Below are 22,017 nucleotides of genomic sequence, written 5' to 3'. Positions count from 1 at the left end.
TGAACTGCGAGATTATCCGGCTTTGCGCAAGGATGCGCTATGACGGTTTTGCAGTTGCACCAGACGTTCCATATAAGCAATGTCTTTCGGTTCCAGCGTGAAGGCATAATCCACCCAATCTTCCGTTATATCCATCAGTTCCGCCCTTGAGAGTTGCAACACGCGTTGACGTGCTTTCAGCATCGCCCGTACGCCATTGAGTTTGGGACGTAAGGTGTCGATGAAGGTGCGTGTAGTGCGATAGCTGTCACCAGGCTGGAACACTTTATCGACCAGACCACGGGTTTCATACCACTCCGCGCTGTGTGACTCCCCTTCACAAATTAACTCTTCAGCCAGCTTCATCCCCGCGCGGCGCGCCACTAACGAGTATCCGCCCATGCCGGGGAACAGGTTAAACGCAATTTCCGGGAACCCCATGCGTGCGCTGTTTTGCGCCAGAATGAAGTGGTGCGCCAGGGCGGCTTCAAATCCTCCGCCGAGAGCACTACCCTCGATCATTGCCAGCGTCACCGCGCCAGTATCAAAACCTCGGGCGGCTGAATGGATGCAATCCACGCAGGCACGGGCGTAGGCACGCAGTGCTTCGCGCCGGTTGTTGCGAATGCATTCAACAAAGAAGCGTAAATCGCCCCCGGCGTTAAACATCTGAGGAACTAACGATCCCGTCACCCAGAAATCAATCGGTAAACCGGAACGCTGCGCCGCGTAGCTCAGGTTCATGATCTCTTCGATTAACTCGTGGTTGAAACTGGGTCGAGGTTGCGCCCGCAGCATCATCCACATGGTGTGACGCCCTTCTTCATAATAGGCAGCCAGTTGAGTGGTTTGTCCGACTTCGGTGAACAGTCGGCATGTCGGTTGGTTAATCACTGTCATAGTCTCATCCTCTAGTTATGTGATGCGTTAAACGCAATATCAGCGTAATCCAGAGTGAGGCCAGACCAAATGAGAGATTGATTTATAAAGCAAATTCCAGAGATTTCCCCGACACAGGGGTCGGGGAAAGATTAGCGGGCTTACTTAATAGCGGCGCGTTGGCCCACCGCAGCATGAAAACGCTTAACGCGGCGTGAATAAAGCGCCGTAATGATCGGCACCAATACTGAAGTGACAATTACTGATGTGGCCACTAAGGCGGTGGCGGCAGGCGCAACCGGTTTAAACTGCGGCAGCATTTCGGCAATCAACACAGGTGTCGCTACCGCTGCGCCAGCGGTGCTGGAGGCAGCAATACCCGCCGTACCATCGCCGCCCCCAATCAGACGATCCGCCAGGATTAACGGAATGCCGGTGATGATGATGACCGCAACGCCAAGCAAAATACCGAGCAAACCGGTTTGGGCAATTACCGCTAAATCAATGGTGTTGCCGAGGGCAAAGGCAAAGAACGGAATCAGGGTGTGTACCGCCTTACCGAAAAATTCACGTAATTCAGGGTCAAGGTTGCCCAGGGCGAAGCCAACCAGGAATGGCAGAACTGCACCCACGAAGACGTGAGGTTCAAATGAGGCGATACCTGCGGTGCCAAGAATAACCATAGTCATCAGTGGTCCTGATTCGAGCGACATCAGCACAAACGCGCCCGCCTCCTCTTTCGAACCATATTGCTGCATGATTGACGCGTACAGGCCACCATTGGTCATATCCATCGCCGCCACCAGCGCCAGGGTGGAAAGACCGGCGAACATGCCCACTTCAACGCCATTTTCAGGCATGACGCGCGAGGCAATCGCAGCAACTACCCAGGCAACGGCGATTTTCGTTAATACCAGGGTGCCAGATTTACGCAGCACGGTACCGGTGGCACTGAGTTTGATCGATGCCCCCATACAGAAGAACCACACCGCCAGAATTGGCACGGTGCCGGTCATTAATCCATTGGTAAAGGAGCCAAAATATTTGCCCGCGCCAGGGGAGAAGGTATGGCATAGCGCGCCGAGAAACAGCGGGATCAACATCATACCGCCAGGAATTTTATCGATTGCACGTTTAATATGCATTTGAGTATCACCTGTACTAAGCCAGAGGGAGGTGCGTTATTTGTTGCCGTCAGGCATTACGGGCAAGATACCGGCTCACCACAGACAAAAAAGTGATCGCAAATATATTTATGAAACGTTGTTTTATTTTTATTGGATTATCATTTTATTTTTTGATCGACGTCGCCATACCAGTTGGTTGAAGGCAATAAAAAAGGCGCCAGATGGCGCCTGAAAGAGCTGCGCGATCAAGCGCACCTGTTTATCACTTCTGCCCATACCAGGCGTTTTTGCCGTGTTTGCGCAGGTAATGCAGATCAAGCAACGTTTGCGAAATCGGTGGGAGTGCCTGGTGTAGTTGCTCGGTATGCAACGCCATATATGCTACCTCCTCCAGCACCACCGCGCTGTGCACTGCCGCATCCGCATCTTTCCCCCAAGCAAAAGGGCCGTGCGAATTCACCAGCACCGCCGGAATCGCGGTGGGCGATATTTCGCGCTTAGCGAAAGTTTCGATAATCACCTGTCCGGTATTCCACTCATATTCCTGCTCGATTTCTTCACGCTGCATAGCCCGTGTGCAAGGAATGGTGCCGTAAAAGTCATCCGCATGAGTGGTGCCCCAGGCGAGAATATCCCGCCCTGCCTGCGCCCAGATGGCAGCATGACGTGAATGGGTATGGACTATGCCGCCAATATCCGGCCAGGCGAGGTACAGCGCGCGATGGGTAGCGGTGTCAGATGAGGGGCGCATCGTACCCTCCACCACCTTCCCGCTTTCCAGCTCCACCACCACCATATCGTCACGTTTCATATCAACGTACTTCACCCCGGAAGGTTTGATCACCAGCAGACCGCTTTCACGATCGAGGGCACTGACATTGCCCCAGGTAAAGGTCACCAAGTTATAACGTGGCAGATCCAGATTGGCTTCCAGCACCTGTTGTTTCAGCGCTTCCAGCATGTTTTTTCTCCCGTTAGATGTGATGGAGAAATTGTGCAAAGCCTGGCGCAAAAGCGTTATGGAAGGAATCGCTGTAAAAGCTGCGGAAAGTGGCTGAGGGCGTAAAAATGTGGCGTGAATTCGGAGTTTTCCATCTTCGGAAAAATCCCGTAATGATTAGACTGTCTCCAGCCAACCACGGGACGATTTTATTGCCCGGTGATGCGGCTATCACGCTGTTTTTGCATGCGGGCTGCGGATTGCAGGCTCAGGGATGAGAACCGTTATGAAACCACAGGGTGAAACGATTGCAGGAAACAACACCTATACTTAAAAGGTTGTCCCTGTATGTACAATCAAGGAGAAGTTTATGACAACAACAATGAAACGTCTGACCGCCGCCGTGCTGGCTACCACCCTGATTATTGCCCTGAGCGGTTGTTCAAACTGGTCCAAGCGTGACCGCAATACCGCGATTGGTGCGGGTGCGGGTGCAATTGGCGGTTCTATTCTGACTAACGGAAGCGCATTGGGCACCATTGGTGGTGCTGCTGTTGGTGGCATTATCGGCCATCAGGTTCATTAATTCCGACTACATAACAAAAGGCTTACGCAGCGCATCTACATAAACAGGCCACTCACCGAGTGGCCTGGTCATTTCAACCGCCAGCCAGTTTGACCTTCATGCCTTTAGCTTCAAGCAGCGATTTCAACAGGTCGCGCTTATCGCCCTGAATCTCAATCACGCCGTCTTTCACCGCCCCACCGCAACCGCATTTTTTCTTCAGTTCGGCGGCCAGTTTGGTCAGCGCGTCATCATCGAGATCGACACCGGTGATCAGGCAAACACCTTTACCTTTACGACCACTGGTCTGACGTTGAATACGTACGATGCCATCGCCTTTCGGGCGTACAGCTTTCTCTTCGGTTGGCGTAATGCGGCCGGTTTCGGTGGAGTAAACCAGCGGATTGTCCTGAGCCATTAGCCCTCCTGTAAACTTTGCAGAATCTGTTGCAGGGTGGCGGCAGGATCGGCAGATTGGGTGATCGGACGCCCAATTACCATATAATCCACCCCTGCCTGCTGCGCCTGCTGTGGCGTCATGATACGACGCTGATCACCCGCGTCACTGCCTGCCGGACGAATTCCTGGTGTCACCAGCTTAAAGTCTTTGCCAATCACCTGTTTGAAATGTGCCGCTTCCTGTGCGGAGCACACCACGCCGTCAAGACCACAGTCACGCGTCAGGCATGCCAGACGTTCGGCCTGTGCCGCAGGAGACAAGGTGATACCAAGCCCTTTCAGATCCTCTTCATCCATGCTGGTGAGTACGGTGACCGCAATCAGCAACGGCGCATCTTTACCGTACGACACCAGCGCCTCACGCGCTGCGTTCATCATGCGTGCCCCACCACTGGCGTGAACGTTAACCATCCATACGCCAAGGTCTGCCGCCGCCGCAACCGCATGCGCCGTGGTGTTCGGGATATCGTGGAATTTCAGATCGAGGAAGATTTCGAAACCACGATCCTGCAACGTTTTCACCAGCGTTGGCCCAAACAACGTGAACATCTCTTTGCCCACTTTCAGGCGGCATTGGCTCGGGTCGATGCGATCGACAAATTGCAGTGCGCTGTCGAGATTATGATAGTCGAGTGCCACCAGAATAGGTGAAGTGGTAACAGGCATAACGTTTCCTCAGTTACAGGCACCCGCAGGCGCGTTAGACAAACGGCAAGCATTCTACCTGCGCGACATGATGACGACAATCACGGTGCCAGGATTTGTAATCTGTTTGACTGAGCCCTGCACGATGCTGCATTGAATAAATAGTTTAGATTTTTAGTATGTTGTAACTATAAAATGACTTTTTTTAGAAAAGACGGCCGTTATTGGCCGTCAAGTCCACGAATCGGTTTCACCGAAGACCAGGTGCGGCAGGAAGGACAATGCCAGTACAACGCATGCGCAGTGAAACCACATTTCTGGCAGCGATAGCGCGGCTTGGTGCGGATTTGCTCCCCCACCATATCGCGTAACACCATCAGACTCTCTTTTGCCCGACCATCTTCAGCTTCATGCAGGTGAAAATCCATTAAACGGTGGAAAACCCGCATCGTCGGATGACGTTGCAACTGGCGATTAATATAGAGTTGCGCCGCTTCCGGGCCTTGTTGTTGTTCAAGGATATCGGCGAGATAGAGTTCAGCGACCGCTCCGGTATTCTCATCCACGCAACGTTGCAGGAATTGCGCCCATTGTTCGGGTTGATCCAGGCGCTGATAACACGTTTCGAGCATTGGCAAGGCTTCACTGACCAGCTCTTTATCCTGTTCCAGCACCCGTTGTAAACGTTCGACCGCTTTTGCGTATTCGCCCTGCTCCATAAAAATGCGGCCGGTCATTATCGACACGCGCGCACTTTGACGATCCGCCGCTTCACCTTTTTTCAGCAGCGTCATGGCCCGTTCAAGATCGTCACTGCTGAGTGCCTGCAAGGCGAGTTCGCAGTAGAAATGGGCAATTTCGCCTTTCTGCTTGTCCTTTCCCAGCTTGACCAGTTTTTCCGCCACTTCAATGGCCTGCTGCCAGTCACTGGTTGCCTGGTGGATCAGCAGCAGTTGCTGCAACGCACCGATACGAAAATCCGTCTCATCCACCAGCTGGCTAAACATATCTTCTGCGCGGTCATACAAACCAGCCGCCATATAATCGCGGCCAAGTTGTTGCACCGCCAGCAGACGCTGGTCATAACTGAGCGAGGCACTTTCCATCAGGGATTGGTGAATGCGGATGGCGCGGTCAACTTCGCCGCGTGAACGGAACAGGTTACCCAGGGTGAGATGGGCTTCGACCGTGCCGCTGTCTTCTTTCAACATGTCGAGGAAGAGATCAACGGCTTTGTCCTGTTGATTGGACAGCAGGAAGTTAACCCCCGCAACGTATTCACGCGACAGGCGATTGGCTTCCTGTTGCTTATCCTGTTGCGCACTGCGTCGGCCCATATACCAACCATACGCCGCAGCCACAGGAAGAAGCAGAAACAGCAATTCAAGCATCTAAGCTTAATCCCGACAACCGGCAGAAGGCGACGTTGTCACCGCCGTCGATTGTTCATTCTGCGCCTGCATACGTTTCAGTTTACGCTGCGCGTGTGCCAGCGATACCCGTAAACGCAACCAGAACAGGCCGCAGATCGCCCATCCCAGCAAGAATCCCGCACCAAACAGAACAGCCAGCAATGTGGAAATACGAAATTCGCCCTGCGCCAGCAGATAGTTAAAAGTGATGATTTGGTCGTTATGTGCTCCGAGCGTCACGGAGATGATGAAAATGACCAATACCACGAGAAAAATCAGCAAATATTTCACAATGCATCCTGTCGTGAGGTTATCCAGTAGGAGTATGCCAAAAAAGCCGCGCCGATGCTGCTTATCAGCGCATCAAACCGCCTGATTTAGGCAAGTGCAATCAATAATATGGGGCCGGATGCAAAAATTACAATCCGTCTTCACGCTGTGCAATCTCTTTTGCCTCTGCTGGCGGCACCGTCAACGGCCCGCAAAAACGTTGTGCTAACCAGGTCGCCACCGTGACCAGCAACCAGGAAATCAGTGTCGCCATCACCAAATCGCGTGGCCAATGCATCCCTAACATCAGGCGGCTTCCCATCACCAACGTGGCCCAGACAAATAACACCACAATCGTCAGGGTATGCCGACGGGGCCAGAGCAGGCCTATAACCAGCAGCGCCCAACTGGCAGCAAACATCGTATGGCCGGAAGGAAAAGCGAAGCCGGTTTCAAAAGCCCAATGCTTTTTTAACCATCCTGGTAGTTGCGTATCATCCGCCACCAGTTGCTCTACCAACTTGCCGCGCTGTTTACGCTTCAATTCATAGAATGCGCTCTCATTAACGCCATGACTTTTTTCCAGCCACACCACATAAGGTCGAGGTTCCTGGACCTGATCTTTGATGAAGGATTTGGTGTACTGACCGACCAGAATCGCGCCATTCATGATGACAAGCAGCAGGATGGCAGGCTTGAGCCGGAAACGCAGACACCAGAGTACCCAGGCACTGAGGATCAGGCTGGTGAGGATTCCCCACGGGCTGGTGACCGTTTCAGTCATCCAGAATAATAGCTTTAACAGCGCACCATTTTCTCCTGGTTGCCACTGCCAGCCAGAAAGCCAGACGCTCAGCGGCATAATCAGCAACAGAAGCGTGCCAAGGGTGGTGCGTTGTATAATCTTTAACATCCATCGTCCTTAAAACCGCGCAAAACACTGTGTCGGGCATAACTTTAGCTGAAAAAAGAATAACATAACCGTTGCAGCTTGGATAATTGTGCTTTATCACTACAATAACTCTGACTGATTAACTGCCTGCACCCAGGTTGTGGCACAATATTGTCAGTTTTCGGGCCAATCAGGCCCGTGCGTTATCATGATGATAGCGCATCCTCTGAAGGTTCTGGAGAGTCACATGCAGCTTAAACGGGTAGCAGAAGCCAAACTGCCCACGCCCTGGGGAGATTTCCTCATGGTTGGTTTTGAAGAACTGGCAACCGGTCACGACCATGTCGCGCTGGTCTACGGTGATGTTAGCGACCACAATCCGGTACTGGCACGCGTCCACTCCGAATGCCTGACCGGTGATGCACTGTTCAGCCTGCGTTGCGATTGCGGATTTCAGCTGGAAGCCGCGCTGACCGCTATCGCTGAAGAAGGACGCGGTATCCTGCTTTATCATCGTCAGGAAGGTCGTAATATCGGCCTGCTAAACAAAATTCGCGCCTACGCCTTGCAGGACAAAGGCTACGATACGGTAGAAGCCAACCATCAGTTAGGTTTTGCCGCCGATGAGCGTGATTTCACCCTGTGTGCAGATATGTTCAAACTGCTGGGTGTCAACGAAGTGCGTTTACTGACCAATAACCCACGTAAAGTGGAAATTCTCAGCGAAGCTGGCATCAACATCGTTGAGCGCGTCCCGCTGATTGTCGGGCGTAACCCGAAGAACGCGCATTATCTCGATACCAAAGCTGAAAAAATGGGCCATTTGCTGCCGAAGCAATAAAACAAAGCCGGGAAATTATCCCGGCTTTTTTCTTAGTTCAGCATATTGCGGATCACGTAGTGCAGAATGCCGTCGTTCTGGTAATAGGTCAGTTCATTGCCGGTATCGATGCGACAACGTGTCTCCAGCGTCTCTGTAGCACCATCCACGCGCGTCAGCGTCACCTTAACTGTACCGCCAGGCTTGAGCTGATTCAGGTTCGCCACATCAATGTGTTCCTCTCCGGTTAAGTTGAGAGTCTTACGCGTGACACCCTGTGGGAACTCCAGCGGCAGAATCCCCATGCCAATCAGATTGGAACGGTGGATACGTTCAAATGACTCGGCAATCACCACACGTACCCCCTGCAATCGAGGCCCCTTGGCTGCCCAGTCACGACTGGATCCCGATCCATATTCTTTCCCGGCAATCACCGCGAGCGGAACACCCTCGGACTGATACTTCATGGCTGCATCGTAGATCGCCAATTGTTCATTACTGGGGAAATGTTTGGTGTAACCCCCCTCCACGCCCGGCACCATCTCATTGCGAATACGGATATTGGCAAAAGTGCCGCGCATCATCACCTCATGGTTGCCGCGTCTTGATCCATATGAGTTGAAGTCCGTCCGTTCCACACCGTGCGCCAGCAGATAACGCCCTGCCGGGCTTTCTGCCTTGATGCTTCCCGCCGGGGAGATATGGTCGGTGGTGACGGAATCTCCCAGCATTGCCAGAATGCGTGCTCCTTTGATGTCCTGCACCGGTTTCGGTGTTTTTTCCATATCATCAAAGAACGGAGAAAGTCGGATATAGGTTGAATCTTCATCCCAGTCATAGGTGGCCGCTTCACTGACTTTAATCTGCTGCCATTCCGGGGTGCCATCAAACACTTCGGCATACTCTTTGTGGAACATATCACTGGTGACTTTTTGCACATACTCGGCAATTTCTTCCGGCGACGGCCAGATTTCTTTCAGATAAACATCCTTCCCGCGCTGATCCTGGCCGATGGGATCGTTTTGCAGATTGAGTTTCATGTTGCCCGCCAGTGCATAGGCCACCACCAGCGGCGGCGACGCCAGCCAGTTGGTTTTCACCAGGGGATGGATACGACCCTCAAAATTTCGGTTACCCGAAAGCACCGCGCCGACGGTCAGGTCGCCCTCCTTAATGGCGCTCTCAATGCTGTCTGGCAATGGCCCGGAGTTACCAATGCAGGTGGTGCATCCATAACCCACCAGATTAAAACCCAGCTCATCCAGATAGGGCGTAAGTTCTGCCACGGCCAAATAATCGGACACCACTTTAGAGCCGGGAGCCAGTGATGCTTTGACCCACGGCTTACGCATCAATCCCTTTTCCACCGCTTTTTTCGCCAACAGTCCCGCAGCCATCAGCACACTGGGATTCGAGGTGTTGGTGCAGGAGGTAATCGCCGCGATCACTACCGCCCCATCATCCAGTTGATGGCTATCCCCCGTCTCACTGTCACGATAGCTGACGCTTTTATGCGGTTTCTGTGCCTGGTTCACCTCCAGTTCATTACTCGCCGCGAAGGCCGCAGGGACATCCGCCAGAGAGACACGGTCCTGTGGACGTTTCGGACCAGCGAGGCTGGATTCAACCTCGTTCATATCCAGCGCCAGCGTGCTGGTGAAGATCGGTTCATCACCCGGATTACGCCACATACCTTGCGCTTTGGCATAGGCTTCAACCAATTTAATCTGCTCGCTGTCGCGTCCTGTCAGCGTCATGTAGCTAAGAGTAATGTCATCTATCGGGAAAAAGCCGCAGGTGGCACCATATTCGGGAGACATATTGGCGATAGTTGCACGGTCAGCCAACGGCAGATCCGCCAGGCCATCGCCATAGAATTCAACGAACTTGCCTACGACGCCGTGTTTACGCAGCATTTGCGTCACGGTCAATACCAGGTCGGTCGCCGTGATCCCTGGCCGCAGTTTGCCGGTCAGTTTAAAACCGACCACGTCTGGAATCAGCATCGATACCGGCTGTCCGAGCATTGCCGCCTCAGCTTCAATACCGCCAACCCCCCACCCCAATACACCGAGCGCATTGATCATCGTAGTGTGGGAATCGGTGCCAACCAGGGTATCGGGATACGCCACCTCGTTGCCATCCTGGCTTTCATGCCAGACCGCCTGGCCGAGATATTCAAGATTTACCTGGTGACAAATGCCGGTGCCTGGCGGCACCACGCGAAAACGATTGAAGGCTTTTTGCCCCCAGCGCAGAAAGACATAACGTTCATGGTTGCGCTCCATCTCCAACCGCACGTTCTCTTCAAATGCCTCATCGTCACCAAAATGGTCAACAGTGACAGAGTGGTCAATCACCAGGTCAACCGGAGAGAGCGGGTTCACTTTAGCGACATCACCGCCAAGACGTTTCACCGCCTCGCGCATTGCCGCCAGGTCAACCACCGCGGGTACGCCGGTAAAATCCTGCATCAGCACGCGTGCCGGACGATAGGCAATTTCACGGTCGGCGTGCGCATCTTTTTGCCATGCGGCCAGCGCCTGAATATCTTCCGCCGTTACCGAATCGCCATCCTGCCAGCGCAGCAAATTCTCCAGCAGGACTTTCATGGATTTAGGCAGGCGTTCAAGGGTTCCAAGGTGATGGGATGCTTTTTGCAGGCTGTAGTAGTGATAAGTATGGTTACCAACTTCGAGCGTCTCCCGGCTCTGCTCGCGCAACGTTAACGACATAGCTCCTCCTCATGGGTTTCTCTTAACCTCAGTAACCGCAAGGTTTAGCTTAAAGATAGACCACATTTTCGTTAACGTTTTGATAACAACACGAATTGACACATTGATCCAGAAACAAAAATGCCCTGGATATTGGCCAGGGCATTTAAAAAAAGAAATAATTTGAGTTATTAAATTACATCATCGTCCACACGGCAGCAGCCCAAACAGCGAATGAAAAGGCATATACGCTGAACCATGACAGGGTAATTGTACTATTCATTGAGTTCATTAAGTCACTCCCTCCCGGATTCCGGGTAAAAAAGGGCTACGGTCTTCAGCCTTAGCTGATGACACCATTTTTTATATGCTGAGTGTTATAGGAAGGGCGTTCAAATTGCCCACCGGATAACCCGGTAAAGAGAAGGACTATTCGTCTATATAAAGAACTGAACGCAGACTGCGTTATTTGGACTTCGGATCCATGAATGATTCAATAAAACCGCGCTGCTTTTCACTCAGTTCCCAGGATGCCGGTATCGCTACATCTTGTTCTGTGCTGGCAACGTCTTTAGCTTTACACGCAGGCGTGTTGGGCTGACGTGCAGAAACCGGAGATTTACGACTGAGTGTATTTGCCCACATGGCTTAACCCCACATACGCCAAATCATTAATGCCACCACTACCCAGAACAAGGCTGAAGCAGCGAAGACAGTCAACCAGGCTTTGCGACGGATGTTCCCTGAACGCTCAACCTTGGTGCTTTTAGCCCGGAAGTCCGGTTGTACAGTTAATCTCGTAGCCATAGTTTTTGATAATCACTCTCAATAAAACGATTGTTAACATCGATTAAGATTTAGGACGAATCCTAAACGCCTTAAGTCCAAAAATCCAGTTATTTTTATTGAGCACAACGATTAATGCTATTTATCAAAACACCGAAAAATGATGAGATAAATTTAATAACTAAGCAAACTATTAATTAAAAACTAACTTTGTAAATTTGGGTTAAATCAAAATTAGATCCATTCTAAATTCAAGTTTAAATTAGCGAGGCAGCTAAAAAGCCCTTCGCCATCAACTCTTAACTGGAGTATGGGAATATTCCTGGGATCACGCAAAGCGGTAAAGTAAAAAATGTGTACTAATTCGCATTTAACAACTAACAATGAAAAAACATGTGACCGATGTTTCATTTACATAAAATTAATCTAATTTTTGAGCTACCAATGGCGCTAAGCAACGGCACAAAAAACAAAGGGTGCCCAATGGGCACCCTGTTAACATAATGAGTTTACAGGCTATTTGAAGGGTAACTTGATATCACGGAACATCGCTTCGATATCTTCGTTGGAGCGCAATGCCACCGCAGTATCCACCACATCGCGGGTCAAATGCGGTGCGAAACGTTGAATAAAATCATACATATAGCTTCGCAGGAAGGTGCTGCGTCTGAAGCCAATTTTTGTCGTGCTATTGGTAAAGATCTCTGATGCTTCAATGCGTACCAGATCAGGGTCAGAAACCGGATCTACCGCCATGCTGGCAATCACCCCAACCCCCAGCCCCAGACGGACATAGGTCTTAATGACGTCAGCATCGGTTGCAGTAAACACAATTCGCGGCGTCAGCCCCGCACGATTAAACGCCGTATCCAGTTCAGAACGCCCGGTAAAGCCGAAGGTATATGTCACCAACGGAAACTCCGCCAATTCCTCAATCGTCACCTGCGCTTTGCCTGCCAGCGGATGGTCGGGCGTCACGACAATCGCACGATTCCAGTGATAGCAAGGCAGCATAATCAGGTCATCGTAAAGATGCAGCGCTTCGGTGGCGATGGCAAAGTCAGCGTTACCTTTTGAAACTGCTTCCGCAATTTGCGTCGGTGAGCCTTGGTGCATATGCAGGGAAACACGAGGATAGCGTTCAATAAAGCCTTTGATTACACCGGGAAGCGCATAACGTGCCTGGGTATGGGTGGTGGCGACGTATAAAGAGCCTTTATCAGGCCAGGTATGCTCACCCGCCACCGATTTGATGGCATCCACTTTTGATAACACTTCACGGGCAATGCGGATGATTTCCTCACCGGCTGGTGTCACCTGCGTCAGGTGCTTACCGCTACGGGCAAAAATCTGCACCCCCAGCTCATCTTCCAGCATTCTGACTTGCTTACTGATGCCCGGCTGCGACGTATATAAACCTTCTGCCGTCGAAGAAACATTGAGGTTGTGATTGACCACTTCAACGATGTAGCGCAACTGCTGCAATTTCATAGTTATATCTTCCCGGTAGGCGACAGAGGAGCAATCCCGGCGAGCGTATTTTCGCCTTGAGCGAGGTATTCAGGGAAAGCGTGTCAGCGAAACGTAAAATCTATAACCACTATATCAGTTAAAGAAAGAATGTAGAACGATTAGCTATAAGGATGGTGAAAAGGCCAGCTGACGCTGGCCTGGGGGGATTACTTCTTCGCTTCCTGCCAACTGCCATCGATATAGAAGGCAGACCAGCCGGTCGCTTTGCCCTCTTTCTCCGAAGCAACATACTGTTGTTTCGTTTTACGGCTAAAACGCACCATAGTTTTGTTACCTTCCGGATCGGCTGCCGGCGCTTCCGCCAGGTACTTCAGTTTCTCAGGCAGGCGATCGGCGAAACGCTGCAACTCTTCTACCAGTGGTGCACGGGTTTCGCGTGATTTCGGGAAGGTGTTGGCTGCGAGGAACACGCCAGCGGCACCGTCACGCAACACAAAGTAAGCGTCTGACTTCTCGCACGGCAGTTCTGGCAACGGGACCGGATCTTCCTTCGGCGGTGCCACTTCACCATTACGCAGGATTTTACGGGTATTTTTACACTCGTCGTTGGTACAGGCCATGTACTTACCAAAACGCCCCATTTTCAGGTGCATTTCCGAGCCACATTTTTCACACTCAACAATCGGGCCGTCGTACCCTTTGATACGGAACTCACCTTGCTCGATCTCGTAGCCGTCACATTCCGGGTTATTACCGCAGACGTGCAACTTGCGCTGATTATCAATCAGATAGCTGTCCATCGCGGTGCCGCATTTCTGGCAACGACGACGGGCGCGCAACGCGTTGGTTTCGGCGTCGTCACCTTCCAGCACGTTGAGTACTTCATTTTCCGGGATCAGGTTGATGGTTTGCTTGCAACGCTCTTTCGGCGGCAAGGCATAACCTGAACAGCCAAGGAACACGCCGGTGCTGGCAGTACGAATCCCCATCTTACGTCCACAGGTTGGACAATCGATAGATGTCAGCACCATCTGGTTCGGCTGCATGCCGCCCTCTTCCGGTTCTTTTTCCGCCTGGTCCAGCTGCTGGCTAAAATCGCTAAAGAACGAATCCAGCACGCCCTTCCATTCAGCCTGATTATTCGCGACCTGGTCGAGGCTGTCTTCCATATGGGCTGTGAAATCGTAGTTCATCAGCTCGCGGAAGTTTTCTTCCAGACGATCGGTCACAATCTCACCCATCTTCTCGGCATAGAAACGGCGGTTTTCTACCCGCACATAACCACGATCCTGGATGGTCGAGATAATCGAAGCGTAAGTCGAAGGACGACCAATACCGCGTTTTTCCAGTTCACGTACCAGCGAAGCTTCGCTGAAACGGGCTGGCGGCTTGGTGAAATGCTGGCTTGGCAGCACTTCTTTGAGATCCAGCACATCACCCACGTTTACCGGTGGCAGCGTCAAATCTTCATCATTTTTACGCAGCGCGGGCATCACGCGCGTCCAGCCGTCAAAACGCAGTGTGCGTCCTTTGGCTTTCAGTTTGAAATCACCTGCGCCAACGGTCAGGGTGGTGGAATCATACTGCGCCGGTACCATCTGACAGGCGACAAACTGACGCCAAATCAGCTGATACAGTTTCTGCGCATCTGTTTCCATATCTTTAAGTTGGTCTGCTGCCACAGCCACATCAGAAGGACGAATCGCTTCGTGCGCTTCCTGCGAGTTATCTTTGCTGGCGTAGGTATTTGGCGCATCCGGCAGATATTTGGCACCGAAGTTTTTATCGATATAACCGCGTGCCATAGCAATGGCATCCTGACTCAGGTTGGTGGAGTCAGTACGCATATAAGTAATGTGGCCCGCTTCATACAGCCGCTGTGCCATCATCATGGTTTTCTTCACCCCGAAGCCGAGACGCGTGCTGGCCGCCTGTTGCAACGTGGAAGTGATAAAGGGCGCAGAAGGTTTGCTGCTGGTCGGTTTGTCTTCACGGTCCAGTACGTCGTAACGCGCTTTTTGCAGCAACGCCACTGCGGCATAGGTTTGCTCGCGGTTAACCGGACGGAACGCCTTGTCACCCTGATGAGTCACCTGCATAGCCAGTGCATCACCTTTCGGCGTCACCAGATCAGCATCAACTTCCCAGTACTCTTCCGGAACGAAGGCTTTGATTTCACGTTCACGCTCAACCACCAGGCGCACTGCCACCGACTGCACACGGCCGGCAGAGAGGCCTCGGGCGATTTTTTTCCACAGCAGCGGAGAAACCATATAACCCACCACGCGGTCCATAAAACGGCGCGCCTGTTGGGCATTAACACGTTCGATATTCAGTTCGCCAGGCTTCTCAAACGCCTGACGAATCGCATTTTTGGTGATTTCATTAAACACCACGCGGCTGAAACGCTTGTCATCACCACCGATCACTTCCCGCAGGTGCCAGGCAATGGCTTCCCCTTCGCGGTCAAGGTCGGTTGCGAGATAGATATGGTCAGCATCGGCAGCCAGGCTTTTTAGCTCAGAGACCACTTTCTCTTTGCCTGGCAGGATTTGATAATCTGCCTGCCAGCCATGCCAGGGATCCACGCCCATACGGTTGACCAGCGCGGCTTTTTCATCTTTTTTGACCTTTTTGCCAGCCGGTTTCGCTTTTTCCCCATCGGCAGTTTTACGGGCAGTTGAACCACTGGTCGGCAAATCACGGATATGACCGACGCTGGATTTCACCACGTAGTCATTACCGAGGTATTTATTGATTGTTTTGGCCTTTGCCGGGGACTCAACGATGACGAGTGCTTTACCCATATGTACCTTTACCTAATTGAAACGTCCTGATAAACGGGAGAGGATTGAAGACCCTAAAACCCAATGGGTTCAATATTGCTGCCACTGTTTCACTTTTCAAGGCAACCGGGACAATCTCAGGTCAGATTGCATCGACTTATGCAACTTTATGATTAGGAGCGAGTTTTCCATCTGACAATATCACACATCCCAGTGTGATCTCCCTGAAATCTGAATCGCCCACACTCTACCTGATAAAATCCGTTACGCAACTTAATTAGCATCCTGGTTAATTTTGCGCCAACTTAACACTCCCGCGCGGGTTTGCACCTTATGCTCACTGGCAAGTAATATAGAAGGAGAAAAGAGACTGTCAAAAAAGGAGTGAATAATGTCAGCATTTACGGAATCCATTTCGCGCCAGGCGTTACTGGAAAAGGCCAATCAACTGATCAAAGAACACGATGATTATTTTGCCGGTATGGAAGCGACGGACGTCATCCAGCAACGCGATGTGTTGGTGTTTCGCGGCCCGTTGTTTCTCGATAACGACGAGTTACCGACCGCCAAAACCACCGCCGTGTTTAACGTGTTTAAATACCTGGCTATCACCTTCTCGTCGCAGTATCACCTGGAGTAAAACGCCCTTATTTGTAGCAGCGCGATAAATCGCGCCGCTACAGGATAGAGTAGTTTTACAAGAGCGGCTTATTACCACGCTGCCACATTTTCAGAATCAGTCGCTCTGCGGCAAGACTGGCGCTATGGGTCATACGATCGATCATTTTACGTTTGCGCGCATAATGCACACCCAGCACGGTGAATCGTTCCATCTGATTGATAATCAACGCATCGCTGGTGCCAATCTCATCCACCAGCCCCAGTTCCAGCGCCTGGCGCCCGTACCAATGTTCACCCGTAGCGACTTTTTCCACATCCAGCCCTGGGCGCATCTGATGGACAAAATCTTTGAACAGCAGATGCGTTTCATTCAGGTCTTCACGAAACTTTTCACGCCCTTCATCGGTATTTTCACCGAACAAAGTCAGGGTGCGCTTATATTGCCCGGCGGTATGCAGTTCAACATCAATATCGTTTCGCTTCAGCAGGCGATTAAAATTAGGAATCTGCGCCACTACCCCGATTGAGCCGATGATTGAGAAAGGCGCGGCAACGATACGATCGGCCACGCACGCCATCATATAACCACCGCTGGCCGCTACCTTATCTACCGCTGCCGTCAGCGTCAGGCCAGCATCGCGCAGACGTTGCAGCTGCGAAGCCGCCAGGCCGTAGCCGTGCACCACACCGCCCGGGCTTTCCAGCTTCAGCAGCACCTCATCACCAGGCGTGGCCACCGCCAGCACGGCGGAGATCTCTTCACGCAACGAACTGACTTCTCCGGCGTCCATGCTGCCTTTAAATTCCAGCACGTAAAGCGTCGGCTTTTCGGTCTCCGTCACGCCTGTTTTCGCCTGGCGTTTGGCGAGTTTGGCTTTTTGTTTCTCTTCTTTTTTATGTTGCTTCAACCAAACTTTTTGCGCTTGCGGTTTCATCTTCGCCAACTGCAAATCTTCTTTCATCTGGCGGTAGTCTTCATCCAGATGGGTTAAGCGCAGCTGACCACCGCTGTGACGTTTCCGCATCGCCGCATTGAGCACAATCAGAACAATAGCTGCGATCGTCACCACTAAGGTGACGGCCTTGGCCAGAAATAATCCATAACTGGAGAGTAAATCCATTCTGCCGCCTTATTAAACAGTGAATTACAAACAAAGCCCGAGTTTACCCGCTTTAGTGGCATTCGTCGCCTGAATTGCCCGCAGGCGGCACAGAAAGCGCGGTTGAGCGATTGCGCCAGACCGCAAATTAAGGCATAAAGCCAAAAAACCTTCTGACCTGTGCAAAGGACATCGCTGTGCATTATCAACCGAAAAGCGATCTGCTTGAAAACCGTATTATCCTGGTAACCGGCGCTTCAGATGGCATTGGCCGTGAAGCCGCGTTAACCTATGCGCGCTATGGCGCGCAGGTGATCCTGCTGGGGCGCAACCCGCACACCTTGCAGCAAACTGAACAGGCGATTAATCAGCTGCAAAAAAAACCGGCATCCACCCTGCTGCTGGATTTTGCCCATGCCACGCCTGAGAGCTGCCAGCAACTGGCGCAACAACTGGCGCAGCAAGTGCCACGGCTCGACGGGGTGCTGCACAACGCGGGCATCCTGGGAGAGATTGTCCCCCTGGCAGAGCTGGAGCCGCATATCTGGCGTCAGGTGATGCAGATTAACCTTGATGCCACCTTCTACCTCACTCAGGCCCTGCTGCCATTGCTGCTGAAATCCGATGCCGGATCGCTGATCTTTACCACCTCGAGCGTCGGTCGCGTTGGTCGCTCCGGTTGGGGGGCGTATGCGGTATCGAAATTCGCCACCGAGGGGATGATGCAGGTGCTGGCAGATGAATACAAAAACCGCCATTTACGGGTGAACTGCATCAATCCCGGCGGCACCCGCACCAAAATGCGCGCCAGTGCCTTCCCGCAGGAAGATGCCAGCCTGCTGAAAACCCCGGCGGATTTGATGCCGTTGTATCTTTATTTAATGGGTGATGACAGCCGCCGCAAGACTGGCATCAGTTTTGATGCTCAGCCAGGACGCAAACCCGGACCGGCCAGCGCATGAGTGAACAACGACATCAACAACGTCAGCAGCGTTTGAAAGAACAGGTTGATGCACGCATCAAAGCGGCGAATGAGGTGCGCGGCATTCTGATGGTGTTTACCGGCAATGGCAAAGGCAAGACCACCGCCGCGTTTGGCACAGCCCTGCGCGCTTGTGGTCACGGTAAAAAAGTTGCTGCTATTCAGTTCATTAAAGGTGAATGGCCCAACGGCGAGCGTAATCTGCTGGAACAGCACGGAGTGGAATTCCAGGTGATGGCGACCGGCTTTACCTGGGAAACCCAGAACCGGGCGACCGATACCGCCGCTTGCCAGCAGGTGTGGCAACATGCAAAACGTATGCTGGCGGATCCGCAACTGGATTTAGTGATTCTGGATGAGATCACTTACATGGTTAGCATGGATTATCTGGATCTGGATGAACTGGTCGCCGCATTGCAGCAACGGCCCACGGGACAGAGCGTGATCATTACCGGCCGCGGCTGCCATCGCAGCTTAACCGAGCTGGCGGATACCGTGACGGAAATGCGTCCGGTGAAACACGCCTTTGATGCCGGGATTCAGGCCCAGCAGGGTATTGACTGGTAAAAAAAGACGCCGCACTGGCGTCTTTTTATTCTCAGGCGCCGCGTTTGCTGCTACGGCGTGGTGAGTTGCTCACCTGGCTGTGACGCTTCACCGCACGGCGAATCTGGTTGGCTTTGGTACGACGGCGATCTTTCTCCACCGCAACTTTGGTCACCGTCTCTTCCGGCATCCCCACCAGGGTACGCAGATAGTTGACCGCCGGTAATTCCAGCTCCATCCAGCCACCGCGCGGAAGCCCTTTCGGCAGTTGGATATCACCATAACGCACACGCATCAGGCGGCTCACCTGCACGCCTACCGCTTCCCATAAACGACGAACTTCACGGTTACGTCCTTCGGTCAGCGTGACGTTGTACCACTGGTTGATCCCTTCACCACCTGCAAAACGCAGGGTTTTGAACGCAGCAGGACCGTCTTCCAGTTGCACGCCCTTGCTCAGCTGACGAATTTTATCGTCGCCCACTTCACCGAACACGCGCACGGCATATTCACGCTCGACTTCACGGCTGGGATGCATCAGGCGGTTCGCCAGTTCCCCGTCGGTGGTGAACAGCAGCAGGCCACAGGTGTTCACGTCCAGACGGCCAACGGCAATCCAGCGGGAACCGCGCAGGCGCGGCAGACGATCAAACACCGTCGGACGACCTTCCGGATCATTACGCGTACAGAGTTCGCCTTCAGGTTTGTAGTAGGCTAACACCCGGCATACTTCGGTGGTGGATTCAGCGATGGACACCAGATGACCATCGATGCGGATTTTCAGGGATTTGTCGCTTTCGATGCGATCGCCCAGCGTCGCCAGTTTGCCGTCAACGCTGACGCGTCCGGCTGAAATCATGGTTTCGATTTCACGGCGCGAGCCATGACCGGCGCGCGCTAACACTTTCTGTAATTTCTCGCTCATTGAGCAGCCTCGTTGTCGCCTTCCCAGGCGTCGTGGTAAGAAGGTACAGATACAGGGATTACCAGTTCCCATATCGGAATTCGGATTAACCGCCAGACCTTCAGGCGGCCCGCGATTTTACACTAAGCATAGCAGCGTTAAAACCTTTTACTTTTCTGCCGATAACAATGGTCGCGCAGATTTCCATCACCCTGGGGTCAAAAATCCCATCCATTCGCCAGACTAATAAATCACGTTCTGCGCTACGCAGCGACGTTGACTCAACCCTCTGAATTTTTGTCTTTTTAGCTTAAGACTTCCCTGGCTTAAACCGACCTCACTTAAACAAACTGATACATTAGCCAGACTCAAGGCTCATATCGCAGCAGAGCTATCTGTACTTATGATAAAGTGCCATTTCAAAGACCAAACCTTAAGGTAAAAACAGGATAAAACTCCACTCAAAAAGGTTAAGTAAGTTTCGTAAGCGCATTAAATGTAAATCCTCAGCCAAATAATATCGTGGATTGGATTATATCTATATTTTCCGATTTTTTTGAGAAAGGTTAAATTTCTGAATTGTTCTGAATTAAAAATTGTGTAAAATTTGAGCCTGAAATCCAGTGCATCGTAAAAATAAAAAAATTAAGTCTTACTTTTTATTATCGATTTACCAACAAATCATTAACGAGCACTGTGAAATTTCATTGATATTATAAACCGGCGCGCGCGGGAGCTGTTGCGTTAATTCATTCAGGTACGAATTAAACTTGCATGCCAAAAATCTTCACCAGGGATTTTGCCGGCATGCCTGAATAAAGATGACTATTATGAGAACGTCACTGCTTTGGCCTGCGCTCGCCGCGCTGGCACTGAGCGGTTGTTCCGTGGGCCATACTGAGTACAGCCGTGCGGCGCTGCAACACGTTGATATGAGCGTGACCGGCATCCCGACTGTACTGGGTTTAGGTGTCCTTGGCACAACCATTCCCTTAACGCCAGAATACAGCCTGACCGCTGCGCACGTTGCAACCACTGCCGTCCAGCGTGTGAAGGCTTATCATCCGTATTGTGATGTGGCAATTATTTATCACAAGAACGATCCCAGTACCCTGGTTAAATTCCGCAAAAGCAACATTGGCGAACCGATTAAGATGTACGGTTACAGTTTTGTTTCTGCCATGCCAGTGGAATCAAGTGGCGTTAATTTAGCGCGCACTGCAATTAACAATCGCTGGAATAAAAAACCTTGTGTCGCAATGGCAACCAATGCCGGTGTTGTACAGGGAATGTCGGGCGGCGCGGTTTATAATGCAGACCAGACAATGGCCGGCGTTATTGTCGGCTATAGCCACCGGATTGATAATATTCGTAGCGGTCAGGCGGTGTTGAAAGATGTGTCGCTGTATATACCGTACGGTGAATTCAGGAGCTGGCTGGAGAGAAATATTGGTCAGACACCTGACAGCGTGCCTGACCACACATAATTACTGGAACGGGCGAATATCGCCCACCCCTTCACGCACGATGACCGGAGCATCGCTGGTGAGGTCGATAACCGTGGTCGGCTGCTGTCCCAGCGTGCCGCCATCGATGATCAGGTCCACCAGCTTGCCGATGCTGTGCTGAATCTCTTCCGGATCGGATTCGGTGAAATCGTTGCCTGGCAGCATCAGCGAGGTCGACATCATCGGTTCGTTCAGCGCTTCCAGCAGCGCCAGAGCCACCGGGTTCGACGGCACACGCAGACCAATGGTCTTACGTTTGTCGTTCATCAGGCGACGCGGCACCTCTTTGGTCGCTTTCAGAATAAAGGTGTAGCTTCCCGGCGTGTTGTTTTTAATGATGCGAAACGCCGAGTTGTCCACCTGTGAATAGGTCGAAAGCTCCGATAAATCACGGCACATCAGGGTAAAGTTGTGGTGCCCATCCAGCTGACGAATGCGGCAAATACGCTCCATGGCATTTTTCTCTTCGAGACGGCAACCCAGCGCGTAACCGGAATCGGTCGGATAGACAATCACCCCACCTTTGTTGAGATAGTCAACCGCCTGGTTGACCAGACGTGGCTGCGGATTTTCCGGATGAATATGGAACAATTGACTCATAAAAACCTC

The 22,017-nt window shown here is 51.9% G+C and carries 21 protein-coding genes; 6 read left to right on the top strand and 15 right to left on the bottom strand.

From position 1 onward, the window contains the following. Positions 1–12: 12 nt before the first annotated feature. The 3 genes from L579_RS04575 to araD form a co-directional block, all read right to left on the bottom strand. Complete coding sequence (locus L579_RS04575; RefSeq protein WP_021183107.1) at positions 13–879, bottom strand: crotonase/enoyl-CoA hydratase family protein; 867 nt, start codon at positions 877–879, stop codon at positions 13–15. A 140-nt stretch (positions 880–1,019) separates the two neighbouring features. Beyond that, positions 1,020–2,003, bottom strand: a complete 984-nt coding sequence (kdgT, locus tag L579_RS04570) for a 2-keto-3-deoxygluconate transporter (protein WP_021183106.1) — start codon at positions 2,001–2,003, stop codon at positions 1,020–1,022. Positions 2,004–2,247: 244 nt separating this feature from the next. Continuing rightward, positions 2,248–2,946, bottom strand: a complete 699-nt coding sequence (gene araD, locus L579_RS04565) for an L-ribulose-5-phosphate 4-epimerase (RefSeq protein ID WP_021183105.1) — start codon at positions 2,944–2,946, stop codon at positions 2,248–2,250. Between the two features lie 349 nt (positions 2,947–3,295). Here araD and osmB point away from each other — a divergent pair, with 349 nt between their 5' ends. Continuing rightward, positions 3,296–3,511 carry an osmotically-inducible lipoprotein OsmB gene (osmB, locus tag L579_RS04560; protein WP_021183104.1) on the top strand — a complete coding sequence of 72 codons (216 nt, stop codon included), beginning with the start codon at positions 3,296–3,298 and terminating at the stop codon, positions 3,509–3,511. 73 nt (positions 3,512–3,584) lie between these two features. On the opposite strand, the gene yciH is transcribed toward osmB, so the two are convergent. The 5 genes from yciH to pgpB form a co-directional block, all read right to left on the bottom strand. Further along, positions 3,585–3,908, bottom strand: coding sequence for a stress response translation initiation inhibitor YciH (yciH, locus tag L579_RS04555; RefSeq protein WP_021183103.1), 324 nt, complete (start codon positions 3,906–3,908; stop codon positions 3,585–3,587). Further along, positions 3,908–4,615 (bottom strand): orotidine-5'-phosphate decarboxylase, encoded by a 708-nt coding sequence (gene pyrF, locus L579_RS04550; RefSeq protein ID WP_021183102.1) that lies wholly within the window; start codon positions 4,613–4,615, stop codon positions 3,908–3,910. The genes yciH and pyrF overlap by 1 nt, the downstream gene beginning before the upstream one ends. Positions 4,616–4,815: 200 nt before the next feature. Next, on the bottom strand, positions 4,816–5,985 hold the full coding sequence (gene lapB, locus L579_RS04545) for a lipopolysaccharide assembly protein LapB (RefSeq protein WP_021183101.1): 1,170 nt from the start codon (positions 5,983–5,985) through the stop codon (positions 4,816–4,818). 6 nt (positions 5,986–5,991) lie between these two features. Next, positions 5,992–6,297, bottom strand: a complete 306-nt coding sequence (locus L579_RS04540; protein WP_021183100.1) for a LapA family protein — start codon at positions 6,295–6,297, stop codon at positions 5,992–5,994. A 127-nt stretch (positions 6,298–6,424) separates the two neighbouring features. Continuing rightward, entirely contained in the window at positions 6,425–7,189 is a 765-nt protein-coding gene (gene pgpB / locus L579_RS04535) for a phosphatidylglycerophosphatase B (RefSeq protein ID WP_021183099.1), read from the bottom strand. A 226-nt stretch (positions 7,190–7,415) separates the two neighbouring features. Between pgpB and ribA the strand changes: the two genes are divergently transcribed. Beyond that, entirely contained in the window at positions 7,416–8,009 is a 594-nt protein-coding gene (gene ribA, locus L579_RS04530) for a GTP cyclohydrolase II (protein WP_021183098.1), read from the top strand. A gap of 32 nt (positions 8,010–8,041) precedes the next feature. Here ribA and acnA read toward each other — a convergent pair whose 3' ends face one another. The 4 genes from acnA to topA all read right to left on the bottom strand — a co-directional run bounded on the left by acnA (position 8,042) and on the right by topA (position 15,768). Further along, complete coding sequence (acnA, locus tag L579_RS04525) at positions 8,042–10,723, bottom strand: aconitate hydratase AcnA (protein ID WP_021183097.1); 2,682 nt, start codon at positions 10,721–10,723, stop codon at positions 8,042–8,044. Positions 10,724–11,350: 627 nt separating this feature from the next. Beyond that, positions 11,351–11,509, bottom strand: a complete 159-nt coding sequence (locus L579_RS23190; protein ID WP_013509244.1) for a YmiA family putative membrane protein — start codon at positions 11,507–11,509, stop codon at positions 11,351–11,353. 495 nt (positions 11,510–12,004) lie between these two features. Then, positions 12,005–12,979 (bottom strand): HTH-type transcriptional regulator CysB, encoded by a 975-nt coding sequence (cysB, locus tag L579_RS04520; protein ID WP_021183095.1) that lies wholly within the window; start codon positions 12,977–12,979, stop codon positions 12,005–12,007. 188 nt (positions 12,980–13,167) lie between these two features. Then, a complete protein-coding gene (gene topA, locus L579_RS04515) occupies positions 13,168–15,768 on the bottom strand; it encodes a type I DNA topoisomerase (protein WP_021183094.1) in 2,601 nt (866 codons plus the stop codon). Between the two features lie 370 nt (positions 15,769–16,138). On the opposite strand from topA, the gene L579_RS04510 reads away from it, so the two are divergent. After that, the gene (locus tag L579_RS04510; RefSeq protein ID WP_021183093.1) at positions 16,139–16,387 is read left to right on the top strand and encodes a DUF2498 family protein; all 249 of its coding nucleotides are present in this window, start codon (positions 16,139–16,141) and stop codon (positions 16,385–16,387) included. Positions 16,388–16,442: 55 nt separating this feature from the next. Here the strand turns inward: L579_RS04510 and sohB are convergent, their stop codons facing one another. Next, positions 16,443–17,489 (bottom strand): protease SohB, encoded by a 1,047-nt coding sequence (gene sohB, locus L579_RS04505; RefSeq protein ID WP_021183092.1) that lies wholly within the window; start codon positions 17,487–17,489, stop codon positions 16,443–16,445. Positions 17,490–17,665: 176 nt separating this feature from the next. Here sohB and L579_RS04500 point away from each other — a divergent pair, with 176 nt between their 5' ends. Together L579_RS04500 and cobO are read left to right on the top strand one after the other, a co-directional pair. Then, positions 17,666–18,430, top strand: a complete 765-nt coding sequence (locus L579_RS04500) for a YciK family oxidoreductase (RefSeq protein WP_021183091.1) — start codon at positions 17,666–17,668, stop codon at positions 18,428–18,430. Next, a complete protein-coding gene (cobO, locus tag L579_RS04495) occupies positions 18,427–19,017 on the top strand; it encodes a cob(I)yrinic acid a,c-diamide adenosyltransferase (protein WP_021183090.1) in 591 nt (196 codons plus the stop codon). Before L579_RS04500 ends, cobO begins: the two co-directional genes overlap by 4 nt. 31 nt (positions 19,018–19,048) lie before the next feature. Here cobO and rluB read toward each other — a convergent pair whose 3' ends face one another. Then, entirely contained in the window at positions 19,049–19,921 is an 873-nt protein-coding gene (gene rluB / locus L579_RS04490) for a 23S rRNA pseudouridine(2605) synthase RluB (RefSeq protein WP_021183089.1), read from the bottom strand. A gap of 809 nt (positions 19,922–20,730) precedes the next feature. Between rluB and L579_RS04485 the strand changes: the two genes are divergently transcribed. Further along, positions 20,731–21,387 (top strand): trypsin-like peptidase domain-containing protein, encoded by a 657-nt coding sequence (locus L579_RS04485; RefSeq protein WP_021183087.1) that lies wholly within the window; start codon positions 20,731–20,733, stop codon positions 21,385–21,387. Here L579_RS04485 and L579_RS04480 read toward each other — a convergent pair whose 3' ends face one another. Then, the gene (locus tag L579_RS04480) at positions 21,388–22,008 is read right to left on the bottom strand and encodes an L-threonylcarbamoyladenylate synthase (protein ID WP_021183086.1); all 621 of its coding nucleotides are present in this window, start codon (positions 22,006–22,008) and stop codon (positions 21,388–21,390) included. Positions 22,009–22,017 lie beyond the last annotated feature (9 nt).

The sequence above is a fragment of the Pantoea sp. AS-PWVM4 genome (assembly GCF_000468095.1).
GTDB classification, from domain to species: domain Bacteria; phylum Pseudomonadota; class Gammaproteobacteria; order Enterobacterales; family Enterobacteriaceae; genus Pantoea; species Pantoea phytobeneficialis.
Note: the sequence above shows the minus strand (reverse complement) of the source record. Positions and strands in the feature narration are given on the sequence as shown.